The sequence below is a fragment of the Roseovarius tolerans genome (assembly GCF_028885395.1).
Taxonomy (GTDB): domain Bacteria; phylum Pseudomonadota; class Alphaproteobacteria; order Rhodobacterales; family Rhodobacteraceae; genus Roseovarius; species Roseovarius tolerans.
The window spans coordinates 2,635,243-2,657,060 of record NZ_CP118494.1 but is presented as its reverse complement, the minus strand read 5'-3'; the positions used below and the strand labels follow the sequence as shown (position 1 = coordinate 2,657,060).

Below are 21,818 nucleotides of genomic sequence, written 5' to 3'. Positions count from 1 at the left end.
TTCCCAAGCGTGCCTGTGCCCTTGCTGCATCACTGCTATCTAAAGGCTTGTTATCGGAAGGCAAAGGGCTGAATCTTGACACGATCCTATGGTTAGCGGGGGCGCATGAAACAGGGGAACGGGTCAGACCGGGCGGCCCATCAGGCCAAAGGCGGGCGCGTGGCGCTCATCGGCTGCGGATTCGTGGCCGATCTCTACCTGCGCTCCCTTGCCGTGCATCCCGAGGTCTCCGTCATCGCGGTGCATGACCGTGATTCGGCGCGGCTGGCGGCGTTCACGGCGCATTGGGGGGTGCAGCCCAAGGACAGCCTTGCGGCCTTGCTGGCCCGGCTCACGCCCGGCGATGTGGTACTGAACCTCACCAATCCCGACGCGCATTACGAGATCAACCGCGCCTGTTTGGAGGCTGGGCATCACGTCTATTGCGAAAAGCCGCTGGCGATGGAAATGACGCAGGCGCAGGCATTGCATGATCTGGCCAAGGCGCGCGGGCTGATGCTGGTCTCGGCCCCCTGTTCGGTGCTGGGCGAGGCGGCCCAGGTGCTGCTCTCGGCGGTGCGGCGCGGCGTGGCGGGCGTGCCGCGCCTGGTCTATGCGGAACTGGATGACGGGTTCATCCCGCAGGCCCCGTTTGCCAAATGGCAGAGCGAGAGCGGTGCGCCCTGGCCGCATGCGGACGAGTTTGCCGTCGGCTGCACGCTGGAGCATGCGGGCTATTACCTGTCGTGGCTAATCGCGATGTTTGGCCCGGTGGAGCGCGTGGTCGCCGCCTCGGCCGAGGTGCTGCCCGACAAGCCCGGCGCGACCGGCACGCCGGATTTCTCGGTGGCGACGCTTTTTTTTGCGCAGGGCCCTGTGGCGCGGTTGACCTGTTCGATCGCGGCACCGCATGATCACCGCATCCGGGTGATCGGCGACGATGGCGTGTTGCAGGTGAAAGAGGCGTGGAGCAATGCCGCCGCCGTTCGGTTTTATCGGCGGTTCGTCTTGCGGCGGCGCTTGATGGAGCATCCGTTCGGGCGGCGTCTGCGGCCCCGCGCGGCCTCGCATCCCAAGGTCGGCCGTTGGGGGGCGGCGTCGATGAATTTCGCGCTCGGCCCGGTGGAAATGCTGGCGGCTCTGGCCGAGGGGCGGGCCTGTCGGCTGACAAATGCCATGGCGCTGCATCTGACCGAGGTGACACTGGCCATTCAGAACGCAGGCTGCGATGCAGGGGCGCACGTCATGCAAAGCACATGCGAACCGATGGAGGCAGCATCATGGGCCTGACACTGATGATCACCGGGGCGGGCGGCTTTCTGGGCCGCGCGGTCGTGGACGAGGCGAAGGCGCGCGGACATGAGGTGCGCGCGCTGACGCGGGATGATCTCGATCTGACCTCGAGAGAGTTGCCCGCGCTCGATGGGGTGGATTGCGTGATCCATCTGGCCGGGTCGCTCTCGGGCGACGAGGCGGTGCAGGCGCGCGACACCGTTGAGGTGACGCGCGGGGTGATCGAGGCGATGCAGGCGCAGCCCTTACCGCCGCGTCTGGTGCTGGCAAGTTCCATTGCGGTCTACAGTGCCGATGCCAAGGGTGTCGTGACCGAGGCCACGCCGCTGGAAGATCGCCCCGACCGCCGCGACGCCTATGCCCGTGCCAAGCTGGCGCAGGAGGAGATGCTGCGGGGCAGCGGGTTGCGTCACACCATCCTGCGCCCCGGTGCGATCCTTGGCCCCGATCGGGCGATGAATGCGCATCTTGGCCCCGCAACGGGCGGCACGCTGATCCTGATGGAGCGCGGCGGTGAGGTTCCGGTCGTGTCTCTGGCGGATTGTGCCCGCGCTTTCGTGCGGGCCGCCGAGGCCCCGGGCGAGGGCCGTGCGCTCAACATTCTGGGCTCTGACCGGCCCACGCGGGCGCGCTATGTCGCGGCGCTCCGGCGCACCGGCTGGCCGCGCCACGTGCTACCGCTCAACTGGCGGCTGGTGATGCCGCTGGCCTGGCTGCTGTCGCCTCTGGGCGACCGCCTGCCGGGGCTGTTGCGTCCCGCCATCCTGCGCGCCCGGATGCGCCCCCTGCGCTATGACATCGCGGCGGCGGAGGCGGCTCTGGACTGGACACCGCAGGACGACTTCGACAGCGCCTTCGCCCGCGCAACCGAGGGCGGGGGATGAGCTCGCGCATCGCCTATCTGACGGGCGAGTATCCGCGTGCGACCGATACGTTCATCCAACGCGAGGTGGCGGCGTTGCGCGCGCGCGGCCTGACGGTCGAGACCTGTTCGATGCGCCGCACCGGGGCAGAGCATCACACCGGCCCCGAGCAGCGCGCCGAGGCGGCTGGCACCTTTCACGTGCTGGAGGCGTCCGTCTCGCCCCGCCGCTTGATCGCCGCACATCTGGCGGCTTGGCGCAAGCCGGGGGCGTGGCTGCGCGCCTTGCGTCTCGCGTGGCGGACCAGCCCCGGCGGGATCAAGCCGACGCTCTATCAACTCATCTATCTGGCCGAGGCCGCCGTGCTGGCGCAGCACCTGCGCGCGCGCGGCCTCACGCATCTGCACAACCATATCGCCAAGTCGAGTTGCACGGTGGCGATGCTGGCCTCGGAAATGTCGGGCATTCCCTACAGTTTCACCTTGCACGGGCCGGATATCTTCTATGAGCCGCATCGCTGGCGGCTGGATGAAAAGATCGCGCGGGCGCGGTTTGTCGCCTGTATCAGCCATTTCGCCCGCTCGCAGGCGATGGCGTTCTCCGCGCCTGAGCACTGGGCCAAGCTGCATATCGTGCATTGCGGGGTTGACCCTGCGCGCTATGACGGGCCCGCGCCGGAGGCCGCTTCGCATCTTCTCTTCGTCGGGCGGCTGGCGGCGGTCAAGGGCGTGCCGGTGCTGCTGGAGGCCATGCAGGACCTGATCGCGGATCACCCCGACCTGCGCCTGACGCTGGTCGGCGACGGGCCGGAGCGCGCGGCGCTTGAGGCGCGGGCGCAAGGCCTTGGGGGTCATGTGAAATTCGGCGGCTACAAGTCGCAGGACGAGGTGGCGGCACTGCTGCGAGAGGCGACGGCGCTGGTCCTGCCAAGTTTCGCCGAAGGTCTGCCGGTGGTGCTGATGGAGGCGCTGGCCGCCCGCGTCCCGGTCGTGACGACACGCATCGCGGGGGTGGCGGAACTGGTCGAGGACGGGGAGAGCGGGCTACTGGTGCCCCCCGGTGATCTGGTGGCGCTGCGCGCGGCGCTGGCGCGGATGCTGGGTGATCCGGGGATGCGCGCGCGCATGGGCGCGGCCGGGCGCGCGAAGGTGGTCGACGAGTTCGCCTCCGACAGCGAGGCGGCATGGCTCGCCACGCTGTTTGAAGGCTACGCCCACGGCACCCCGCCTCAAACCCTCAGACCGGAGAGCGGGAAATGACCCTCGCCGTGGTGCTGATCGGGCGCAATGAGGGGGCGCGGCTGGAGGCGTCGCTTGCGTCGCTGGAGGGAAGGCGCGTCGTCTATGTCGACAGCGGCTCGACCGATGGCAGCGTCGCGGTGGCGCGGGCGGCGGGCGCAGAGGTGGTGACGCTTGACCCCGCCACGCCGTTTACCGCCGCGCGGGCACGGCATGAAGGGTTCGAGGCGCTGGGCGAGACGCCGCCCGACGTGGTGCAATTCATCGACGGCGATTGCATGGTGGTGCCGGGCTGGATCGAGGCGGGGCTGGCGGCCTTGCAGGACGATGCGCGCCTTGGATTGGTCACCGGATGGCGCTCCGAAATCGCCCCCGAGACGTCAGTCTACAACGCGCTTTGCGACCACGAATGGCACCGTCCGGCGGGTGAGATCACGGCCTGTGGCGGCGACATGATGGTGCGGAGTGCTGCCTATATCGAGGCTGGGGGCTTTGATGCGCAGGTGATCGCCGCCGAGGATGACGAGTTTTGCCAGCGTCTGCGCAAGGCGGGCTGGCGGATGATCCGCCTGCCGCAACCGATGACCCGTCATGATGCCGCGATGACGCGGCTGGGCCAATGGTGGCGGCGCGCCGTGCGGTCGGGGCATGGCTTTGCGCAGGTGGGTGATCTGCACCCCGGCTATTTCGCGCGCGAACGGGCGCGGGTCTGGGTGTATGGTCTGGCTTTGCCGGTTCTGGCATTGGTGGGGCTGATCTGGTGGCCGCTATTCCTTTTGGTCCTCGCGGCCTACCTGCTGTCTTACCTCAAGACGGTGCAGGGGCTGCGCGGCGAGGGCATGGCCACGGGCACTGCGCTGCATCATGCAGTGTTTCTGACCCTGTCGAAATTTCCCAACCTGATCGGCATGTTGACTTATGAGCTACGCAAGCGGTGCGGGGCGGCAATGCAGATCATCGAATACAAGTGAGCGGTTTCTGATGACGGATAAGGTGATCAATGTGGGGCTTGTCGGCGCGGGCTATATCGCGGGCTGGCATGCGGCGGCACTTAAGCTGACACGGGGGGTGCGGCTGGCGGCGGTGTGTGATCTGTCGGCCTCGGCGGCAGAGGGATTGGCGGGCGCATATGGGGCGCGAGCCTTCACCGATCTGGACGATCTGATCGCGAGCGGAGAGGTCGAGGCGGTGCATATCCTGACGCCCCCAGACAGCCATGCAGCATTGGCGCGCAAATGCCTCGCGGCAGGCCTGCATGTGCTGGTGGAAAAGCCGGTGGCCCTCTCGGGGGAGGAGGCGGCAAGCGTGGCCGAGACGGCGCGTGCCGCCGGGCGTCACCTTGCAGCCGGGCATAATTTCCTCGGGCTACCCGCCTATCAGCGCCTCAAGTCGCTGGTCGCGGCGGGGAAATTGGGTCGGGTGTCGAGCGCCGAGATCACCTGGGCCTTTCCGCTGGGGCCGCTGCGCTCCGGACCTTTCGGGTTGTGGATGCTGCGCGAGCCGGGGAACTTGCTGCGCGAACTTGGCCCGCATCTTTTCGCCTTTGCGCAGGATTTGTTCGGCCCGGTGACGGTAACGGGGCTGCATCTGTCGAAGCCCGTGCACCTGCCCGGTGCGGGGGAGCGCCCACAAAGCTGGCGGATCACGGCGCGGGCGGGGGAGGTCGATCTGGCGATCAACCTGCAACTGGTCGAGAGCGTCGATGACCGCTCGCTGACCTTGCGCGGCTCGTCGGCGCTGGCGCGGCTGGATTACGCCGCCGATGTGCTGACCGTGACCCGTGAGAACACCGCTGATCTGGTGCTCAACCCGTTCCTGCGAGAGATGGGCGGGGCTTGGGAGCACCTGCGCGAAGGCGTTGGCAATGCTGCGCGACAGATCGGATCGCTGAACCGCAAGTCGCCCTATGCGCTTGGTTTCATCGGGTTGTTCGAGGCGTTTTATGGAGCCATCCGCGAGGGTCGCCCGCTCGATTCGCGCTTTGATGCGGCGGCGGCGGAAAGCGTGGCGCGGGCGATCGACGCGACAATTGCGCTGATGCCGGATCAGGGGTGCGAGACTGTGCGCCGCCCCAAACCACGCCGCACACCGAAACCGAAGGCGCTGGTGATCGGCGGTACCGGGTTTCTGGGCCGCGACCTGACGCGCGCCCTGGTGGCGCAGGGCCATGACGTGCGGGTGCTGTCGCGGGGGGGGCATGGCCCGTTCGATGATCTGCCTGAAACTGTCGAAACCTGCGCCATCAGCCTGCGCGACGAGGCGGGGCTCACCCGCGCGATGGAGGGGATCGACGTCGTGTATAACCTCGCCCGCGCGCTTGGCACCTCGTGGGAGGACTGTCTGGAAAACGATATCGGCGTCTCGGACCGGATCGCGCGGGCGGCGCTGGCGGCCGGGGTGGGACGCTTTGTCTATACCGGCACGATTGCCTCTTATGACATGTCGAACCCAGGGGCGGTGATCACCGAATCCACGCCCTTTGCCCGCGATATGAGCGACCGCAATCTCTATGCCCGCTCCAAGGCGGAATGCGAGCGGCGGCTGTGGGAGATGCAGCGCGAGCACGGCCTGCCGATGACCATCGCGCGGCCCGGCATCGTGGTGGGCCATGGCGGGCCACTGCAGCATTGGGGGATCGGGCGCTGGCACGGCGCGGGGGCGGTGCGGCTCTGGGGCGAGGGCGACAATCCGCTGCCCTTCGTGCTGATCGGCGATGTGTCGGACGGGCTCATTCGGATGGGCACGCAGGAGGCGGCGCTCGGTCAGTCGTTCAACCTCGTGGGCGATGTGCAGCCCTCGGCGCGCAGCTATTTCAACGCAATCCACATGCGGCTTGGCGCGCGTCTGCGGGTGAGTTCGGGCAACCTGACGGTGCTCTGGGCGGCGGATGCGGTGAAATCCGTGCTCAAGACCCATGCGCTGCGCCGCCCCGGCGTGATCCGCGCGTCGCTGCGTGACTGGAAATCACGGGCGCATTACGCGCGGTTCGACAATGCCAAGCCCAAGGCCCTGCTGGGATGGACCCCGGTCGCGGATCGCGAGGCGTTTCTGCAGGCAGCGGTGGACCGGGCCAACCTCATCGGGTTCTGAGGATCGGGGCATATAATCAGTGATTTTCCGTCGCATTGTTGCCGGATTTGCCCGGCATACCGGGCGCAACAGGCAGGAGTTCCCGGATATGGCAGCATCGGCTCGCCTCTTCATGACGCATGGCACGCGCCCCGGCGCGTGGCGGGGGGTGGAGCCGTGCCAATGAAACTCCAGCGCCACGACGCCTATATGCGCCGCCGAGAGGCGCGGCGCACGGCCGAGGAGGCCGGGGACGTGCCCGAGACCTCCCTTGAGGAGCGCGGAGATGAACGGGCCTTTCCGCTCGACCCCGAGATGCGGGCCGAGCCGGAGGAAGCGTTTGCCGTAGCTCCCGAATCGCTGGACAGTCCTGAGCCTGAGCCTGAGCCTGAGCCTGAGCCTGAGCCTGAGCCTGAGCCTGAGCCTGAGCCTGAGCCTGAGCCTGAGCCTGAGCCTGAGCCTGAGCCTGAGCCTGAGCCTGAGCCTGAGCCTGAGCCTGAGCCTGAGCCCGTCGCGTCGACACAGCAGCCACTTTGGGACGATCTGCGGGCCGTGCCGCTGGATACCCGTCACCTGATCCGCAATCGCCTGATATCCGCCACCCGCGAGGATCCGGCGCATGTGGCCTTTGACGTGCTGCGCACCAAGCTGGTGGCGACGCTGCGGGCGCGCGGCTGGCACCGGGTGGCGATCACCTCGGCCACGCCGGATTGCGGCAAGTCCTTCGTCGCGGCCAATCTGGCGATCAGCCTGTCGCGGCAATCGGGCCTGCGCACCGTCCTGATGGACATGGACCTCCGCCGCCCGTCGCTGGCAAAGATGCTTGGCATCTCGGAGCCGGGCAGCATGTCCCGTTTCCTGACTGGCGAATTATCCGCCGAGCGGCATTTCCTGCGGCCCGACAAGAATGCGATGCATATCGGGCCACATCTTGCGCTTGGTCTCAATGACCGTGCGGAAGCCTATGCTGCGGAACTCCTGCAGGCCCCGGGCACAGCGGCGGTGCTGGCCGATCTTTGTGCGCGGCTGGCGCCGGATGTGGTGATTTTCGACATGCCGCCCGCGCTCTACTATGATGACGTGCTGGGGTTCAGGCCGCAATTCGATGGCGTTCTGCTGGTCGTCGGCGGCGGGCGCAGCACCGCAAAAGAGGTGCGCGACCTCAAGGCCCGCTTTGGCGACGAGGTGCCGCTACTGGGCGTGGTGATGAACCGCGCCGAGGGCGAGAACATCACCAAATACGGATATTGACCCGGCTCAGTTGCCGCCAAGTGCGCGCAACGGCAAGAGCCTTTCCTCTATCAACCGGAACAGGATCGGCAAAACCAGCAGCGCGAGGGCCAACGTGCCAAGGCGCTTGAACAGGCGCGCCCGCCGCTCGCCGCGCAGACGCACCACCGGAATCGAGATCACGGGGGTGATGCCCAACTCGTCCTCGAGCTGCGACGGGGTGCGCAGCACCGGGTTGAGGATTTCCAGCACAAGCGCGAGGGCCAGCCCGAGTGCGAGGCTGGCCAGCCCGCCCGCGAGCGCCAGCTTCTTGCGGCTGGTGGAGACCGGATACTGCGGCGGGATTGCGGTTTCGAGGATTTCGAACCGCTCCTGCTGTTGCCGGGATTCAAGCACGCTGGCCATTTCCGCCTCGACCCGATTGCGGGTGATCGCGGTCAGCTGCTCCTGAAGCTGGGCCAGATCGCGATTGAGCGCGCCGAGTTCACGCTCCACCCGCGGTGCGGCGGCAAGTGCGGCCTCGATGGCGGCGATGCGGCTGGATACGAGCGCGCGCTGATCGTTCAATTGCCCGACCTGGCGGGCGAACACCTCTTCGCGCTGACGTGAACTTTCGGTCTCTAGCGCGATGATCTGCTGATCGATCTCCAGCAGCGTTTCCTGCAAGGTCCCAAGCTGATCGCGCATCGACCCGATACTGGTCGGCAAGGCGTCGGCATTGGCACGCTTGAAGTCGGCGATCTGTTCCTCGAGCGCCACGATGCGCGCATCGACGCGGGCCTCTTCATCGCTGTAGAAATCGAGAGTTTCCCGCACCGATTCCATGCGGCGCTGACGGTTCTGACTGATCACCGCATCGACGAAATCATTGGCGACCTCGGCGGCCTTGTCCGGGTCGCCAAGGCTGACCGTAACGCTCAGCCCCGAGGGCGTGGTCGCGGGCCCCGCGCCGGGCATGCCGACGGTGATCTGTTCGATCCGGGCCGAAATCCGAAGTTGATAGATCTTCTGCGACAGCGGCATGTCGTGGGCGTCGGCAAAGAGCCCGTGCTTGTCGATCATCTTGATCAGATGATCGCGCGCCATCAGCCGCTGTTCGATGAGTTGCAGGCGGTGGCGCGCATCGCTGCCGATGATCTGCCCACGGCTGTCGCGCTCGACCTGCGGGGTCTCGATCTGGATGACCGCCGTCGCCTGATAGACCTTGGGCTGGTTGAGCGCGACCATGATCGACACGACCGATCCGATCAGCGCGACAAGCATGATAAGCCACAGCCTGCGCCGCAGCATCCGCATCACGTCGGGCAAGGATTTGATCGAACTCATGGTCTACCTATCAGCGTCGTATCGGAGTGCATCGACGACCCAACCGCCCGGTGACCAAATCACGCCGACAGGTCAGGCGGGTCACCCCGCGCGCCCCGCCGACCGAATGCCCCCAAACGGTCCTGACAGAATTGCGTCTTGATTTCGCCCCAATTTAACGATCCGGCCACATTTGCGCCACAGTTTATTGCCTGCGATCCGGAAACACTGTGTTGCTCTCGCGGGGCAGGGTGATGAGCGCGGCAATGATCCCGTCCTCGATCACGAGATGCCCGGAGAATGACGTTCCCTCGGCAAATGGCGGGCAGGGGCGCAAAAGCGTGGCGGTAAATCGGCTGACATCAGGGCTGAGCGTGACCGCCAGATCGTGGAACTCCAGCAGCTGTCGGCTTTGGGAATATTGCGCCTTGTAGGTGGCTTCCTTGGCACAGAATATCAGCCGACCAGCAAGCGCCGAGGTATGTCGCGCGCGGTCCTGCGTGGTGCAGACCGTGTCCATCAGATCGTCCGGCAAGGCCGTGGCGGGTTCGAGATCGAGCCCAAGCCCGGCAAAATCACCGATGCGCGCAACCAGAGCGAGGCAGGTGCCCGCGCCATGGCTGATCGTGCCGGTCAGGCCGTCTGGCCAGACGGGAGCGCGATCGCCACCCTGCGGAATCGGGGCGGGGGGCAGGCCAAGCGTGATCATCGCCGCGCGCGCGGCGCGGCGTCCGGCGGCGAATTCCCTTTGCCGTGCGGGAACCGCGCGCGCCATCGCCGCTGCCTCTTGAGGCAGCAGCCCCGTCACGGGGGCGCTCGGGTCTGCCTGCACAAGCGCCACGCCGGGTGGCAGGAGCGCGCGCAGGGCGGCGGTGAGGGCCTCGGTCATCCCCGGCGCGCGGCGCGCATCGCGCGGCGCTTGGCCATCGCCTCGGCCCGGGCGGTGGCACGGTTGCCTGTCGCCGTGGCCGGTTCGGGATCATTGGCCGGTTTGGGCACGTCACCGCGCAATTCCGCCACCCGCGCGGCGAGCGTGGCCAGTTTCGGGCAGCGGAAGATGTCGGTGATGCCGAGGCGCTCGACGCCCAGTTCGGACCGGATCTCGCGATGCGCCTGCACCGCCAGAAGGGAATGCCCGCCAAGGTCGAAGAAACTGTCCTGCGCGCCGATCGCGGACACGCCGAGAATGCGCGCCCAGATCGCCGCGATCTCGCGCTCGAGGCTGTTGGCGGGGGTCACGGGGGCGGTGGCCTTGGCCGGGCGCGGTGCGCTGATGCGCGCAGGCGCGGGCAGCGCCTTGCGATCCACCTTGCGATTGGGCGTCAGCGGGAAGGCGTCAAGCGTTGCCAGATGGGCGGGGATCATGTGGGCGGGCAGGTGCTGCGCCAGATGTGTCTTGATCGTGGACTCGCTTGCCGTGCCGCGCAGATAGGCCACGAGGCGGGGATCGTCGGGCGTGTCCTCGCGCAGGAGCACGACGGCCTGCTCGACGCCGTCGCAAGTCTCCAATGCCGCTTCTATCTCGCCCAGTTCGATCCGGTAGCCGCGCAGCTTGACCTGTGTGTCGGCCCGCCCAATGAAATCGAGCCGCCCATCGGCGCGCCAGCGCACGAGGTCTCCGGTGCCGTAGATGCGGCCCCCGTCACGGAACGGGTCGGGGCGAAAGCGGTCGGCGGTGAGATCCTCGCGGCCCAGATAGCCGCGCGTGACGCCATCGCCGCCGATCCACAATTCGCCGGGCTGCCCGACCGGCACGGGCTGCATGTCGCCATCCAAAACATACGCCTGCGTATTGGCAATCGGCGTGCCAATGGGGCAGGGGCCAGGCACGTCCTCGGCGAGGCCAGTGGTGGACCAGATGGTTGTCTCGGTGGGCCCGTACATGTTGGTGATCTGCGCTTGCGTGAGGCCGCGCAACTCCTGCACCAGACTGCCGGGCAGCGCCTCACCGCCGAGCATCAGGTGCCTGATCCGCCCGAGCGCATGCCGGGCCTCGTCATTCATCGCAATCATCCGCGCCATCGAGGGGGTGCATTGCAGATGCGTGACCTTGTGGCGCAGGATCTGCGCGGCGATCGAGAAATCATCGTCGGGGATGCCGCCGACCCGGTTCGAGCGCTCCAGCACGCGGGCGAGGGGCCGCAAGCCGTCGAGCACTTGCCGCACTGGGATGCCATAGTCGATCAGGCAGGCGACCTCATCCACGCCGATGCGTTTCAATTCCTCCACTCGCGCGACGCAATCCTCGATGGTGCCAAACAGCCCGGAGTCGTTGAAATACCGCTCGAAGGCGAACTCGAGGATGCCTTCGAGTTCCTCTTCGTCCAGCGACCCGAGATCGAGCTGAAAGGCGTTATCGACGCCTTTGGGTTTCTTGAAGGCCGGGAAGGCCCAGGCGTATTGCTTGATGAGCCCGGCGGCGGAGCGCAGGTAATCCTTCATCGGCTCGCGCGCGACGCGGGCGGCCTCCTCGCGGCTCTCGGCCACGTAGGTGTGCAGCATCAGCGTCACGGTGAAATCCGCCGGATCATGCCCCGCCTCGCGCAGGGCGGTGTGGTAAAGCGCGATCTTGTCGCCCACCTCTTGCACCGATTGGCCAAGCAGGTGGGTGAGCACATTGGCCCCGTTGGCCCCCGCCTCGCGCCATGTTTCGGGGTTGCCGGCGGTTGTCACCCAGACCGGCAGGTCGGATGACACCGGGCGGGGTTGCGTGACCACATCGTGCAGCGTGCCATCGGCGCGGGGGAAGCCCACGGCCTCACCCTTCCACAGCTTGCGCAGATCGCGGATCGCGTCGAACATCGCGGGCTTGTTGTTGGGCGGTGCGTTTTCCGGGCGCAGGACGAAATCGTCGGGCTGCCAGCCGCTGGCGATAGCCATGCCCGCGCGGCCATTGGTGAGGTTGTCGATCACCGCCCACTCCTCGGCGATGCGGGCCGTGTGATGGAGCGGGGCCACGCAGCTACCGGCGCGCACGGCGAGGTTTTGCGTGACGGCGGCGACGGCAGCGCCGGTGACCGAGGGGTTGGGATAGGGGCCGCCAAAGGCGTGGAAATGCCGCTCGGGCGTCCAGACCGCGCAGAAGCCATGGGTGTCGGCGAATTGCGCGCCTTCGAGCAGGGATTTGTACTTGTCGCGCCCGGTGCCGTCATCATTGCCCCAGTAGTAGAGGCTGAACTCCATGCCGCGATCCGAGGTGGCGATCTGCCCCGAGGAGACCAGCGCGCGGGCCTCGTCGCCACTGAGCACGAGGGTGTAGCCGCGCGCGAGGCTGTAGAACAGCTCCAGCACCGAGATATCGAAATTGAGGCTGGTCACGGCAAGCCAGACCGCATCGGGTTCCGCCGGGATACGGTCATCCATTCCGGCGAAGAAATTGGCGAGGTTGCGATGCGTGACCATCACGCCCTTGGGCCGCCCGGTGGAGCCGGAGGTGTAGATCACATAGGCCAGATCGTCCGGCCCCGCGCCGCTGTCGAGGCCCGTGTCGGGCGCGGTGGCAAGGCGGGGGTCAGTATCGAGCAACAGCCGTCGCGCGTCACATTGCGGCAGGGCCTCGGCTACATCCGAGCGGGTCACCACCACCCGCGCACCGCTGTCGCTCAGGTAATGCGCCAGCCGGTCGGCGGGATAGGCCGGGTCCATCGGCACGTAGGCCCCACCCGCCTTCCAGATAGCGAGTGCGGCCACCACCATATCGGCCGAGCGCGGCAGGCAGAGCCCGACCAGAACGCCCGGCCCGACGCCCATCTGGCGCAGCACATGGGCGAGGCGATTGGCGCGGGTATCGAGCGCGGCATGGCTCAGGGTCTCGGCCTCGAAGACCAGCGCGCGCGCCTCGGGGGTGTCTTGCGATTGCGCCTCGATCAGCCGGTGAATGGGGCGGGCGTCATAGGGCGTGTCGGTGCGGTTCCACGCCTCGACGGTCAGGTGGCGCTCGGCCTCGGGCATCGCGGCAGTCTCACCGCGCCCGAGCGCCTCCAGCCGCTTGGCCAAGAGATCGGTCATCGCGGGCGAGAGGCTGGCGGGATCGTAAAGGAGCGCCGGGGTATCGGTCAGATCGACGGTCAGCACAGTGCCGGGGATCAGGCCCTCGCCCGCCCGGCGCAGCCCCAGATGCGGGCGATGTGCGGCGTCGAGAGCGGGTTCGCGCGCGAAGAGATCGAGCGCGAAGGGGCCGCGTGCGTCGGCCTCGGCCATGTCCTCGGCCAGGCGGCTCGCATCAACGGGCACCCAGGGGCAGGCGAGATCCGGGGCGTCGGCCTGCACGGGGCCTGCATAGGCCAGATGCGCGCCCTCATCGCCGCCAATCCGCGCAGCCCATGTGGCGATGGCGGCAAGGGCCGTCTCGGGCGCAAGGTCAAGGGCGCGGCGCTCTGTCGCTGCACTCTTGCCCGAGGCGACGGGCAGGGTGATCGGACGCATTCCGGTCACGATCCTGCGCCAATAGCCGTCCTGCGTGGCGAGATCGGCGAGCGCCTGCCGGTCCCCGTCGGAGGCGGGCGCAACCATGTGACCCAACGGTGCGCAGGCGGCAAGATCGACCGTGGCACCATCGGAGCCGGTGATCCTGCTCAGGCGCAGCGCACCATCGCCGGTGGCGACGGTCAGCCGGGTGCCGTCATTTTCCAGCACCGTGCCCGGTATGCCTTGGCCTTGCACGGGGGCGGCCTGCCCGGCCAGCAATACGTGATCGCCGATGCGCAGGCGCGCCATGCAGAGCGGGTTGAAATAGCCACCATGATCAAGGGCGCGCACCACCCGCGCCAGATCGGCGGCGGGACGGGTGACATCGAGCCAGGCGCTCCCGGGCCGGTCGTCGCGCGCGTGATAGCTGCGCGGCACGCTCTGCTGTGCGACCAGCCCCGGCACGCCGTGTTCCAGCGCGCCGATCACCTCGTCAAAGCTGTCGAGCGCCGCCGCATAGCACTTGGCGTTGAGGGTAAAGGCGGTTTCATCCGGTGCAATGTCAAAGAGGCGTTGAACCACGATGCGGCCTTCATCGATGCCGCCCTCGATCAGGTGCCAGGTAATGCCATGCTGCGCGTCACCCTCCAGAATGCCCCAGACCGGTGCGTTCAGCCCGGCATGGCGCGGCAGCGGGCCGTCATGGAAATTCACGGCGCCGCGCGTGGCGTGCTCAAGCACCGTTTGCGGCAGAAGATCGAGATTGGCGATGGAAAGCAGCCAGTCACAGCTCAGATCGCCGAGGCGTTCGGCCAGCGCTGCGCCGGGGGCCTCGATCCGCAGCCCCTTTTCGCCAGCCCATGCGGCAACATCGGCATGGCGTGTCACCACTGCCGCGATGCCGTGCCCGCGCGCCAGCCACGCCTCGCCGCATTGCAGGGCGAGGGATTCGTTGCCGATGAGGAGCGCCTGCATCATGCGTCCGCCTTTCGTTTGATCGGGCCCCGCAGGGCCGAGCCCAGATCGCCCAGCACCAGATCGCGCAGGAAATGCGGCGGGCGCGGCGCGCCCTTGCGCCGGATCAGCCGCCACAGGCTGCCGAGGCTCGCGGCGGTCAGATGTGCCAGCGTGACCAGCGCGAGATAGCCGCGCCCGTGATTCTTGATGAAATAATGCCGACGCGACGCGAACCAGTACTCCGGCACCCGGTCCCAGCCCTTCATGCCCGTCGAGACCGAGCCGATATGCTCGACCCGGGAGGTGGCCACGTAATGCGTTTGCCATCCCGCCTGCGCGGCGCGGCGGCAGAGGTCGGTTTCCTCGAAATAGAGAAAGAAGGTTTCGTCAAAGCCGCCGATGGCATCAAGCACCTCTTGCCGGATCATCAGGCTTGCGCCCGCCAGCCAGTCAACAGGCTGCGTGGTCTCGGGCATCGGCAACGGTACGGAATGATGGCGCAAAAGGCGACTGACGGGGCCGATGCGCGCGGCACCTTCGAACTCGCCAAGGATAGACGGGAAGCGAAAGCAGCTAACATGCGGCGCACCGTCGGGACCGTGGATATGGCTGCCCGCCAGCCCGGCCTTGGGGGTCGCTTCCAGATGGGCCAGCAGGGCCGCGATGGCGCCCTCAGCCGGGAAGGCATCGGAGTTGAGGATATAGACGTAATCCGGGCGTGTGCCGTCCGAGAGGCCTGCGTGCATGCCCGCGTTATTGCCCGCGCCAAAGCCGCCGTTATGGCCAGATTGGATCACGCGGACGCGGTCCCAACCGGAGGTTTCCGCCTGCATTTTCTCGAACGAGCCGTCGCCTGAATTGTTATCGACGATCACGATCTCACCGGCGATGCCTGCCATGGCGCGCTGCGCGGCGGCGGCGGATTTGAGGCTCATCTCGGGCGTGCGCCAGTTAAGCACGATGGTCAGGACGCGCGGGGCCGTCATTCGGCCGCCTCCCGGTGGTTTGGTGGGGCGTCCTGCGTGCCCTCTGCGGCCTCGATTACGCGGCGCATGCGGGCGGCGAGGACGCGGACATTGGGCTCCAGCACCATGGAATCGTGATCCCCCGGCACCTCGGTCACCGACAGGTTGGGGGCATGGCCGGACCAGTCATTGTCGGGCAGTACATAGGCGCGCTCATCGCTGACCCATTGGCCGTTCGAGACCTGCCACTTGCCCGATTGCGGCGGGCGGAAGAGGTGCAGCGTGCCGGTCCACGGGTGGACCTGATACGTGTCGATGGCGCGGTAGAAGGCGGCCTCGATCTCATGATCGTGGAACTGATGTTCGGACGTGCCCGTATGCGGCTGCGGGCGGCGTTTGGCGATCTCCCACGCGACGCGGCGCGCGGCCCATTTGAGCGGGTAGAGCGGGCCATTCGATTTGAATTCCTGCCATTGAATCAGCGCCCTGTCGCGGCGCGCCAGCGGGCGGCGTTGTGGCAGGGGGGTGTCGAGCAGGATCACCACCGCCACCGTTTCGCCCGCCGCCTCAAGCTGTTGCGCCATCTCATAGGCGGTGATGCCGCCACCCGAAAAGCCGCCCAGCAGATAGGGGCCCTTGGGTTGCACCTGACGGATTTCGGCGATCATGTCGCGGGCGGCCTCGGTCAGGTCGTCATGCGGGCTGTCGTCGCCATAGAGCCCGCGCGCCTGCAGGCCGAAGAACGGCCGGTCATCCCCCAGAAGATGCGCCAAGTGCCGCAGGTTCAGAACGTTACCGAACATGCCCGCGACGAGGAAGAATGGCGTTTTCGGCCCGCCCTCGCCGCGATGCATCGGCACCAGATGGGTGAAGCGGCGGGCGGGCTCGGATGTCGCGGGGGTGCTCGCGCCTGCCTCCTGCGGGCCGATGCGCTCTTCGATCAGCCGGGCACAGGCGCGGATTGTGGGGGCCTCGAAGAGGATCGAGATCGGGAAATCGACGCGATACGCCTTGCGGATCATGCCGAAAAGGCGCACGGCGATCAGCGAATGCCCGCCTAGGTCGAAGAAGCTGTCCTCGACGCCGACCGGGTCGAGCCCGAGAAGGTCGGACCAGAAACCCGCGAGCCGGGTCTCGATCTCGCCCTCGGGGGCGACGTAATCGCCGTCGAGATCGGGCCGCTCGAAGCGTTGAGCACCGGTCTCTTGCGGTTGCGCACCGGCCTCGGCCTGACGGATGAGCGCGGGCAAATCCAGCGAGGACACCAGCACTTGCGGCTGATGCAGGGCGAGGGCGCGGCGGAACGCCTCGGCCCCCTCGGCGGGCCGGATGCCTTCGCACAGGTTGTGGCGCAGGCGCTCTTCAGCGGGGCTTGCGGGGGAGCTGTCAGCGCCAGCGTCAAAACGGATCTCACCGGCGCGGGGCGGCGTGATCGCCAGCCCGCCCGCCTGTCTGCGAATGGCGAAATCCTCGATCTCGACCAGCACCCGACCGGCTGGGTCGGTGAGCGTGATATCGAAGCGGGCGATGCCGGTCTCTTGCGCCTGTGCGGTCGTCAGCCGGACCATGCTCCGGACATCCTGCCCAAGCGGCGCATGCACCCGCACCGCGCCATAGGACATCGGCACCAAGAGATCGCTGCCGTCATAGCCCTCGATCAGGCCCATGGCCCAGCCGGTGGCGATATCCATCAGGGCGGGGTGCAAGAGGTGGCCGTTTTCCAGATCGTCCTGCGCCTCGGCGGGCAGGTGCAGGTGGGCGAGGCCATCGCCCGCGCCAAGACCCATCGCATGGAGCACGCGCCAGCGGGGGCCGAAATCGAGATGCCTCTCTTGCGGGGAGGGGAGAGGATTGGTCGCTTCCTGCCAGCTTTCCATACGTGTGCGCACGGTGTCGATATCGCGGAGCGCGGGCGGCGTGAGCGGCAGCAGCCGCAGATCGGCTTCGGCCAGCGTGACCCAGCCCTGGCGGCCCGCCTGAAGGTGGTCGGCCTCGATCCGCGCGGCGTAGCCCTGATCGCTGCGGCTGAGGGTGAGGCGCATCTCACGCGTGGCCCCTTGGGCCAGGTCGAAGGGGCGCAGGAACATCAGATCTCGGATCTCGAACGCGCCGTCTTCACCCTGCGCGCGCAGCGCCTGCGCCAGCAGGTCGAGATAGCCGGTGCCGGGCAGAAGCGCCTGACCGTCACGCGTGCGGTGCTGATCGAAGACCCAATGGGTGGCGGCGCTGTAGCTTGCGTGAAAGACGCGGTTGCCCTCGGCGTCAAAGCTGGCCTCGTCGATGAGCGGCTGATCGACCGGCAGGCGCGGGGCAGTGGGGGCCTTGCCGGTCTGCTGTGCCACAGCCTCGGCGGCCATGCCGACCTCGGCCCAGATGCCCCAGTCGAGCGCCAGGACGCGGGTGCGCCCGCCCGCCCGTGACCGGGCGTAAGCGTTGAGATATTCGTTGGCGGCGACGTAATCGACCTGTCCCGCGGGCGCGGTGGCGGTGGAGGAGGACGAGAACAGCACCAGCCAGTCGAGCGTGCCGTCGGGAAAGACCTGCTCCAGCACCTGCGTGCCGTGGATCTTGGGGGTGAAGACATCCTCGATCGTGTCTGGCCCCTTGGCCAGCAGGGGTGCGTCGGCGATGACGCCAGCGGCGTGGATCACGCCATTGAGCCGGCCAAAGCGCGTCTCGATCTGCGATTTCGCGGCCTGCATGTCCTCGATATTGCTGACATCGCCCGCGATCACCATGACCTCGCCGCCCAGTGCCTCGAGACGGCTGACGGCGGCGATGCGGCGGGCGAGCGGATCACCGGCACCGCGCGTCGCGGTGATCCGGGGCCAGTCAGCGCGGGGCGGCAGGGCGTGGCGCGCCATCAGGATGATATTGGCGTTGTTTTTCGTGATGAGGTCTTCGGCCAGCGTGAGGCCGATACCACCAAAGCCGCCGGTGATCAGAACCGTGTCGCCCTTTGCAATCGGGGCGGTGCCGGGGGCAAGTACCGTTTCGCGCCACTCCGTCTCATAGCGCCTTGTGCCGCGCAGGGCGGCGGCGTGACTGCGCGGGTCTTGCGCCAAGTCTTCGAGCACACGGGTCACAAGCCCGGCGTCGGGTGCACCGCGCGAGGGCAGTATGAGATCGAGGCTCGCTGTGGTCACATGCGGCATCTCGCGCGGGATCACGCGGAGCGGGCCTGCAAGCGTGGATTTGGCGGGGTAGGGCAGGGCCTCGTCATGCACCTGCGCCGCGCCGGTGGTGAGGGCGGTGATGTGCACGGGCGTGTCCAGCCCTTCGTCCGCCATGGCCTGGGCCAGAAAGAGCAGGCTGTAGAAGCCCTGTTCCTGCACCCGGTGAAAAAAGCTGGAGCCGGGGCGGTGGTGTTCGTCGCGCGTGACCAGCCAGAAATGCCCGACGCGGGTGGGGGCGCGATGGTCGGCGACCAGCGCGCGGATCAGTTGGTCATAGCCCTCGCGCCCGCGTTCGGGGGAGAGGGTGTAGCGGTCCCCTGCCAGCCGCGCGAAGCTGTCGCCGGGGGTGACGGTGGTGACGGTGTGGCCTGCCTTGGTGAGACGCTCGGCCACGGCGCGGGCGAGGCCGGTCTCGTCCTCGAAGATCAGCCATGTTTCCTTTGGCAGTCGGGCAAGGTCGGCGTCGGAGGTGATCTCGACCTCTGCCAGCCGGGGCCGCCAATGCGGGGTGTAGCCCCATTGCGCGAGGTCGTCGCGATGGGTGGGCCACTCGTCCTCTGCCGCCGTGCGGGGCGCGCCGGGGGCGATGAAATAGGGTTTGTGCTGAAAGGCATAGCTGGGCAGGGGCACGCGGTTGCGCGTCGCCTCGCCCCAGATCTGCGGCCAGTCGATATCCACCCCCACGGCCCAGAGGCGGGCGAGCATGGCCATGAAATATTCGTCGTCGGCGATGGTATCCTCGGGGTGGCGCAGGGTGCCGATGACCTGATTGGCGCTGATCGCGCCATGGGCCTGTGCCAGCGACGAGAGCGCCTTGCCGGGGCCGACTTCGAGAAAGACGCGCTCCTTTTTCTCGGCGAGCCGGGTGAGGCCGTCGGCGAAATGCACCGTATGGCGCAGATGGGCGACCCAATAGGCGGGGTCGGTGGCCTCCGCCGCCGTCAGATAATCGCCGGTGCGATTCGATAGGATGGGGATTTGCGGTGCGCTCAGTTGGATGGAGCGGAGGTAGTCCCCGAAGCGGTCCAGAATCGGCTCCAGCATCCGGCTATGCGCTGCGATGTCGATGGCGATGCGCTGCGGCTCGATCCCGTCGGCGTTGAGGCGCTGTTCGAGGTCAACAAGATCGGCATCCGGCCCGGACGCGGCGGTCAGGTCCGGCGCGTTGAGGCTGGCGATGTCGAGCCTGTCGCCGAGATAGGGGCGCAGGGCATCGGCGGAGAGCGGCACGCTGAGCATGCCGCCCTTGGGCACGCTGTCAAAGAGCTGTCCGCGCAGATGGACGAGGCCGATGCAATCCTCAAGGCTCATCACACCGGCAAGGCAGGCGGCGGTGTTCTCGCCCATGGAATGGCCGATCAGGGCGGCGGGCGTCACGCCCCAGCTTTGCCAGAGTTGGGCCAGTGCATATTCGGTGATCATGATCAACGGCAGTTGCACCGAGGGGCGTTTGAGCCGTTCATCCGCAGCGGCCAATTGATCGGGCTCAGGCAGCCAGAGCGCGCGGATGTCGTAATCGAGCTTGGGCGCGAGGATATCGAGGCCGCGATCCATCCAGTCCGCAAAGACCGGCTCGGTCTCATAGAGATCGCGGGCCATGCCGGCATATTGCGCGCCGCCGCCGGGGAACATGAACACCACATCCGGATTGTCGAGCGCCTGATGGGTAAAGACCCGGCGGGTGTCGCCCTTGTCCAGCCGCTCTGCCGCCTCGGCATGGCTGCGCGCGACGGTGATGCGACGCCGCTCGAACGCGCGGCGGCCGTTCTTGAGCGTGTAGGCCACATCGGCCAGCGGCTGTTCGGGATGGTCGCGCAGATGGGCGGCGAGGCGGGTGGTGGCGTCGTCGAGCGCGGATTTCGAACGCGCGGAGATCACGATAGGCTGAAAGGGCCAGTCGCTGGCCTCGGGGGCGGCACGCGCGGGCGGCTCTTCCAGAACCACATGCGCGTTGGTGCCGCCGACGCCCAATGAGTTCACCCCGGCGCGGCGCGGGTGGTCGCGCTTGGGCCAGTCGCGCAGGCGGTCATTGACGGCAAACGGACTGCCGTCGAAGGCGATGGCGGGGTTGGGGGCCTCATAGCCCAGAGAGGGCGGCATCTCGCCGTGATAGAGCGCCAGCGTGGCCTTGATCAGGCTGGCGACGCCTGCCGCCGTGTCGAGATGGCCGATATTGGTTTTCACGCTGCCTATGCGGCAGAAATCGCTCGCCTCGGTCGTCTCGCGGAACGCCTGCGTGAGGGCGGCCACCTCGATCGGGTCGCCGAGATAGGTGCCGGTGCCGTGGCATTCAACATAATCCACGCTATCCGCCGTGATGCCCGCCACCGCTTGCGCCTCGGCCACCGCCGCTGCCTGACCGTCGACCGAAGGCGCGAGATAGCCTGCCTTTGCCGCGCCGTCATTATTGACCGCAGAGCCCTTTATCACGCCCCAGATATGATCGCCGTCGGCCAGCGCATCCTCCAGCCGCCGCAGCACCACCATGCCCGCGCCGGAGCCGAAGACCGTGCCTTGGGCGCGGTGATCAAACGCGTGGCATTCGCCGTCGGGCGACAGGATCTCGCCCTCTTTGTGGATGTAGCCACGGTTCTGTGGCAGCTCGATGGTCACGCCCCCAGCGAGCGCCATGTCGCATTCACCATTGAGCAACGATTGGGCAGCGTAATGCACCGCGACAAGCGATGTGGAACAGGCGGTTTGCAGGCCCAGAGAGGGCCCCTTGAGATCCAGGATATGGCTGAGCCGGGTGGTCAGGAAATCCTTGTCATTGCCGGTATGGCGCAACAGGAACATGCCGACATCGTCCACCAGATCGCGGTTGGAGCAGAGATTGAAATAGAAGTAGCTGCCCATGCCGCAGCCTGCGAAAACACCGATCTGGCCGGGGAAGGTCTCGGGCATGTGGCCCGCATCCTCAAGCGCCTGCCAGGCCACCTCCAGAAAGCGGCGGTGTTGCGGGTCGAGGATCGCGGCCTCCTTGGGGCCGAAGCCGAAGAACTCGGCATCGAACATCTCGAACCCGTCCAGCGGCGCGGCAAAAGGCACGTAATCGGGGCGGCGGATCGTCTGCGGGGCCTCTCCGGCGGCCAGCAGTTCGGCCTCGCTCAGCCGTCTGATGGCGCGTTTGCCGTCCCGCAGGTTCGCCCAATACTCGACCACGCTCCGCGCACCGGGCAGATGCGCAGCCATTCCGACAATGGCAATCTCGGTGCCGTTGAGGTCGGTCGCGTTCATGTCACAGGCCATCAATGAACAATGCGGAAATCATAGGGTGTCCCGTATCTCTCCACAATACGACGGTTTTGCGGCATGGCCTTGGCAATACCCGACTTT

11 protein-coding genes are annotated in these 21,818 nt (G+C 67.3%); 6 read left to right on the top strand and 5 right to left on the bottom strand.

The window, feature by feature from the left end; genetic code table 11:
• Positions 1 to 105: 105 nt before the first annotated feature.
• From PVU19_RS13100 to PVU19_RS13075, 6 genes are all read left to right on the top strand, one after another.
• Positions 106 to 1,269: a Gfo/Idh/MocA family protein gene (locus PVU19_RS13100; RefSeq protein WP_050663719.1), complete on the top strand. Its 1,164-nt coding sequence runs from the start codon at positions 106 to 108 to the stop codon at positions 1,267 to 1,269.
• On the top strand, positions 1,260 to 2,156 hold the full coding sequence (locus PVU19_RS13095) for an NAD-dependent epimerase/dehydratase family protein (protein WP_050663718.1): 897 nt from the start codon (positions 1,260 to 1,262) through the stop codon (positions 2,154 to 2,156). The genes PVU19_RS13100 and PVU19_RS13095 overlap by 10 nt, the downstream gene beginning before the upstream one ends.
• On the top strand, positions 2,153 to 3,394 hold the full coding sequence (locus tag PVU19_RS13090) for a glycosyltransferase family 4 protein (RefSeq protein ID WP_050663717.1): 1,242 nt from the start codon (positions 2,153 to 2,155) through the stop codon (positions 3,392 to 3,394). Before PVU19_RS13095 ends, PVU19_RS13090 begins: the two co-directional genes overlap by 4 nt.
• Complete coding sequence (locus PVU19_RS13085) at positions 3,391 to 4,344, top strand: glycosyltransferase family 2 protein (RefSeq protein WP_050663716.1); 954 nt, start codon at positions 3,391 to 3,393, stop codon at positions 4,342 to 4,344. Before PVU19_RS13090 ends, PVU19_RS13085 begins: the two co-directional genes overlap by 4 nt.
• Positions 4,345 to 4,354: 10 nt before the next feature.
• Positions 4,355 to 6,463: an NAD-dependent epimerase/dehydratase family protein gene (locus PVU19_RS13080; protein WP_050663715.1), complete on the top strand. Its 2,109-nt coding sequence runs from the start codon at positions 4,355 to 4,357 to the stop codon at positions 6,461 to 6,463.
• Positions 6,464 to 6,625: 162 nt separating this feature from the next.
• A complete protein-coding gene (locus tag PVU19_RS13075; protein ID WP_274789770.1) occupies positions 6,626 to 7,693 on the top strand; it encodes a CpsD/CapB family tyrosine-protein kinase in 1,068 nt (355 codons plus the stop codon).
• A gap of 6 nt (positions 7,694 to 7,699) precedes the next feature.
• On the opposite strand, the gene PVU19_RS13070 is transcribed toward PVU19_RS13075, so the two are convergent.
• From PVU19_RS13070 to PVU19_RS13050, 5 genes are all read right to left on the bottom strand, one after another.
• A complete protein-coding gene (locus tag PVU19_RS13070) occupies positions 7,700 to 8,998 on the bottom strand; it encodes a Wzz/FepE/Etk N-terminal domain-containing protein (protein ID WP_050662462.1) in 1,299 nt (432 codons plus the stop codon).
• Between the two features lie 184 nt (positions 8,999 to 9,182).
• Positions 9,183 to 9,866, bottom strand: a complete 684-nt coding sequence (locus PVU19_RS13065; RefSeq protein ID WP_050662463.1) for a 4'-phosphopantetheinyl transferase family protein — start codon at positions 9,864 to 9,866, stop codon at positions 9,183 to 9,185.
• Entirely contained in the window at positions 9,863 to 14,362 is a 4,500-nt protein-coding gene (locus PVU19_RS13060) for a MupA/Atu3671 family FMN-dependent luciferase-like monooxygenase (protein WP_050662464.1), read from the bottom strand. Before PVU19_RS13060 ends, PVU19_RS13065 begins: the two co-directional genes overlap by 4 nt.
• Positions 14,359 to 15,327 (bottom strand): glycosyltransferase, encoded by a 969-nt coding sequence (locus PVU19_RS13055; RefSeq protein WP_050662465.1) that lies wholly within the window; start codon positions 15,325 to 15,327, stop codon positions 14,359 to 14,361. The genes PVU19_RS13060 and PVU19_RS13055 overlap by 4 nt, the downstream gene beginning before the upstream one ends.
• Complete coding sequence (locus tag PVU19_RS13050; RefSeq protein ID WP_200901853.1) at positions 15,324 to 21,719, bottom strand: type I polyketide synthase; 6,396 nt, start codon at positions 21,717 to 21,719, stop codon at positions 15,324 to 15,326. Before PVU19_RS13050 ends, PVU19_RS13055 begins: the two co-directional genes overlap by 4 nt.
• Positions 21,720 to 21,818: the final 99 nt, after the last annotated feature.

Bases quoted from the DNA above. Each gene is read 5' to 3' on its own strand.
- PVU19_RS13100 (WP_050663719.1), top strand. From the start codon at position 106: ATGAAACAGGGGAACGGGTCAGACCGGGCGGCCCATCAGGCCAAAGGC.
- PVU19_RS13095 (WP_050663718.1), top strand. From the start codon at position 1,260: ATGGGCCTGACACTGATGATCACCGGGGCGGGCGGCTTTCTGGGCCGC.
- PVU19_RS13090 (WP_050663717.1), top strand. From the start codon at position 2,153: ATGAGCTCGCGCATCGCCTATCTGACGGGCGAGTATCCGCGTGCGACC.
- PVU19_RS13085 (WP_050663716.1), top strand. From the start codon at position 3,391: ATGACCCTCGCCGTGGTGCTGATCGGGCGCAATGAGGGGGCGCGGCTG.
- PVU19_RS13080 (WP_050663715.1), top strand. From the start codon at position 4,355: ATGACGGATAAGGTGATCAATGTGGGGCTTGTCGGCGCGGGCTATATC.
- PVU19_RS13075 (WP_274789770.1), top strand. From the start codon at position 6,626: ATGAAACTCCAGCGCCACGACGCCTATATGCGCCGCCGAGAGGCGCGG.
- PVU19_RS13070 (WP_050662462.1), bottom strand. From the start codon at position 8,998: ATGAGTTCGATCAAATCCTTGCCCGACGTGATGCGGATGCTGCGGCGC.
- PVU19_RS13065 (WP_050662463.1), bottom strand. From the start codon at position 9,866: ATGACCGAGGCCCTCACCGCCGCCCTGCGCGCGCTCCTGCCACCCGGC.
- PVU19_RS13060 (WP_050662464.1), bottom strand. From the start codon at position 14,362: ATGATGCAGGCGCTCCTCATCGGCAACGAATCCCTCGCCCTGCAATGC.
- PVU19_RS13055 (WP_050662465.1), bottom strand. From the start codon at position 15,327: ATGACGGCCCCGCGCGTCCTGACCATCGTGCTTAACTGGCGCACGCCC.
- PVU19_RS13050 (WP_200901853.1), bottom strand. From the start codon at position 21,719: ATGAACGCGACCGACCTCAACGGCACCGAGATTGCCATTGTCGGAATG.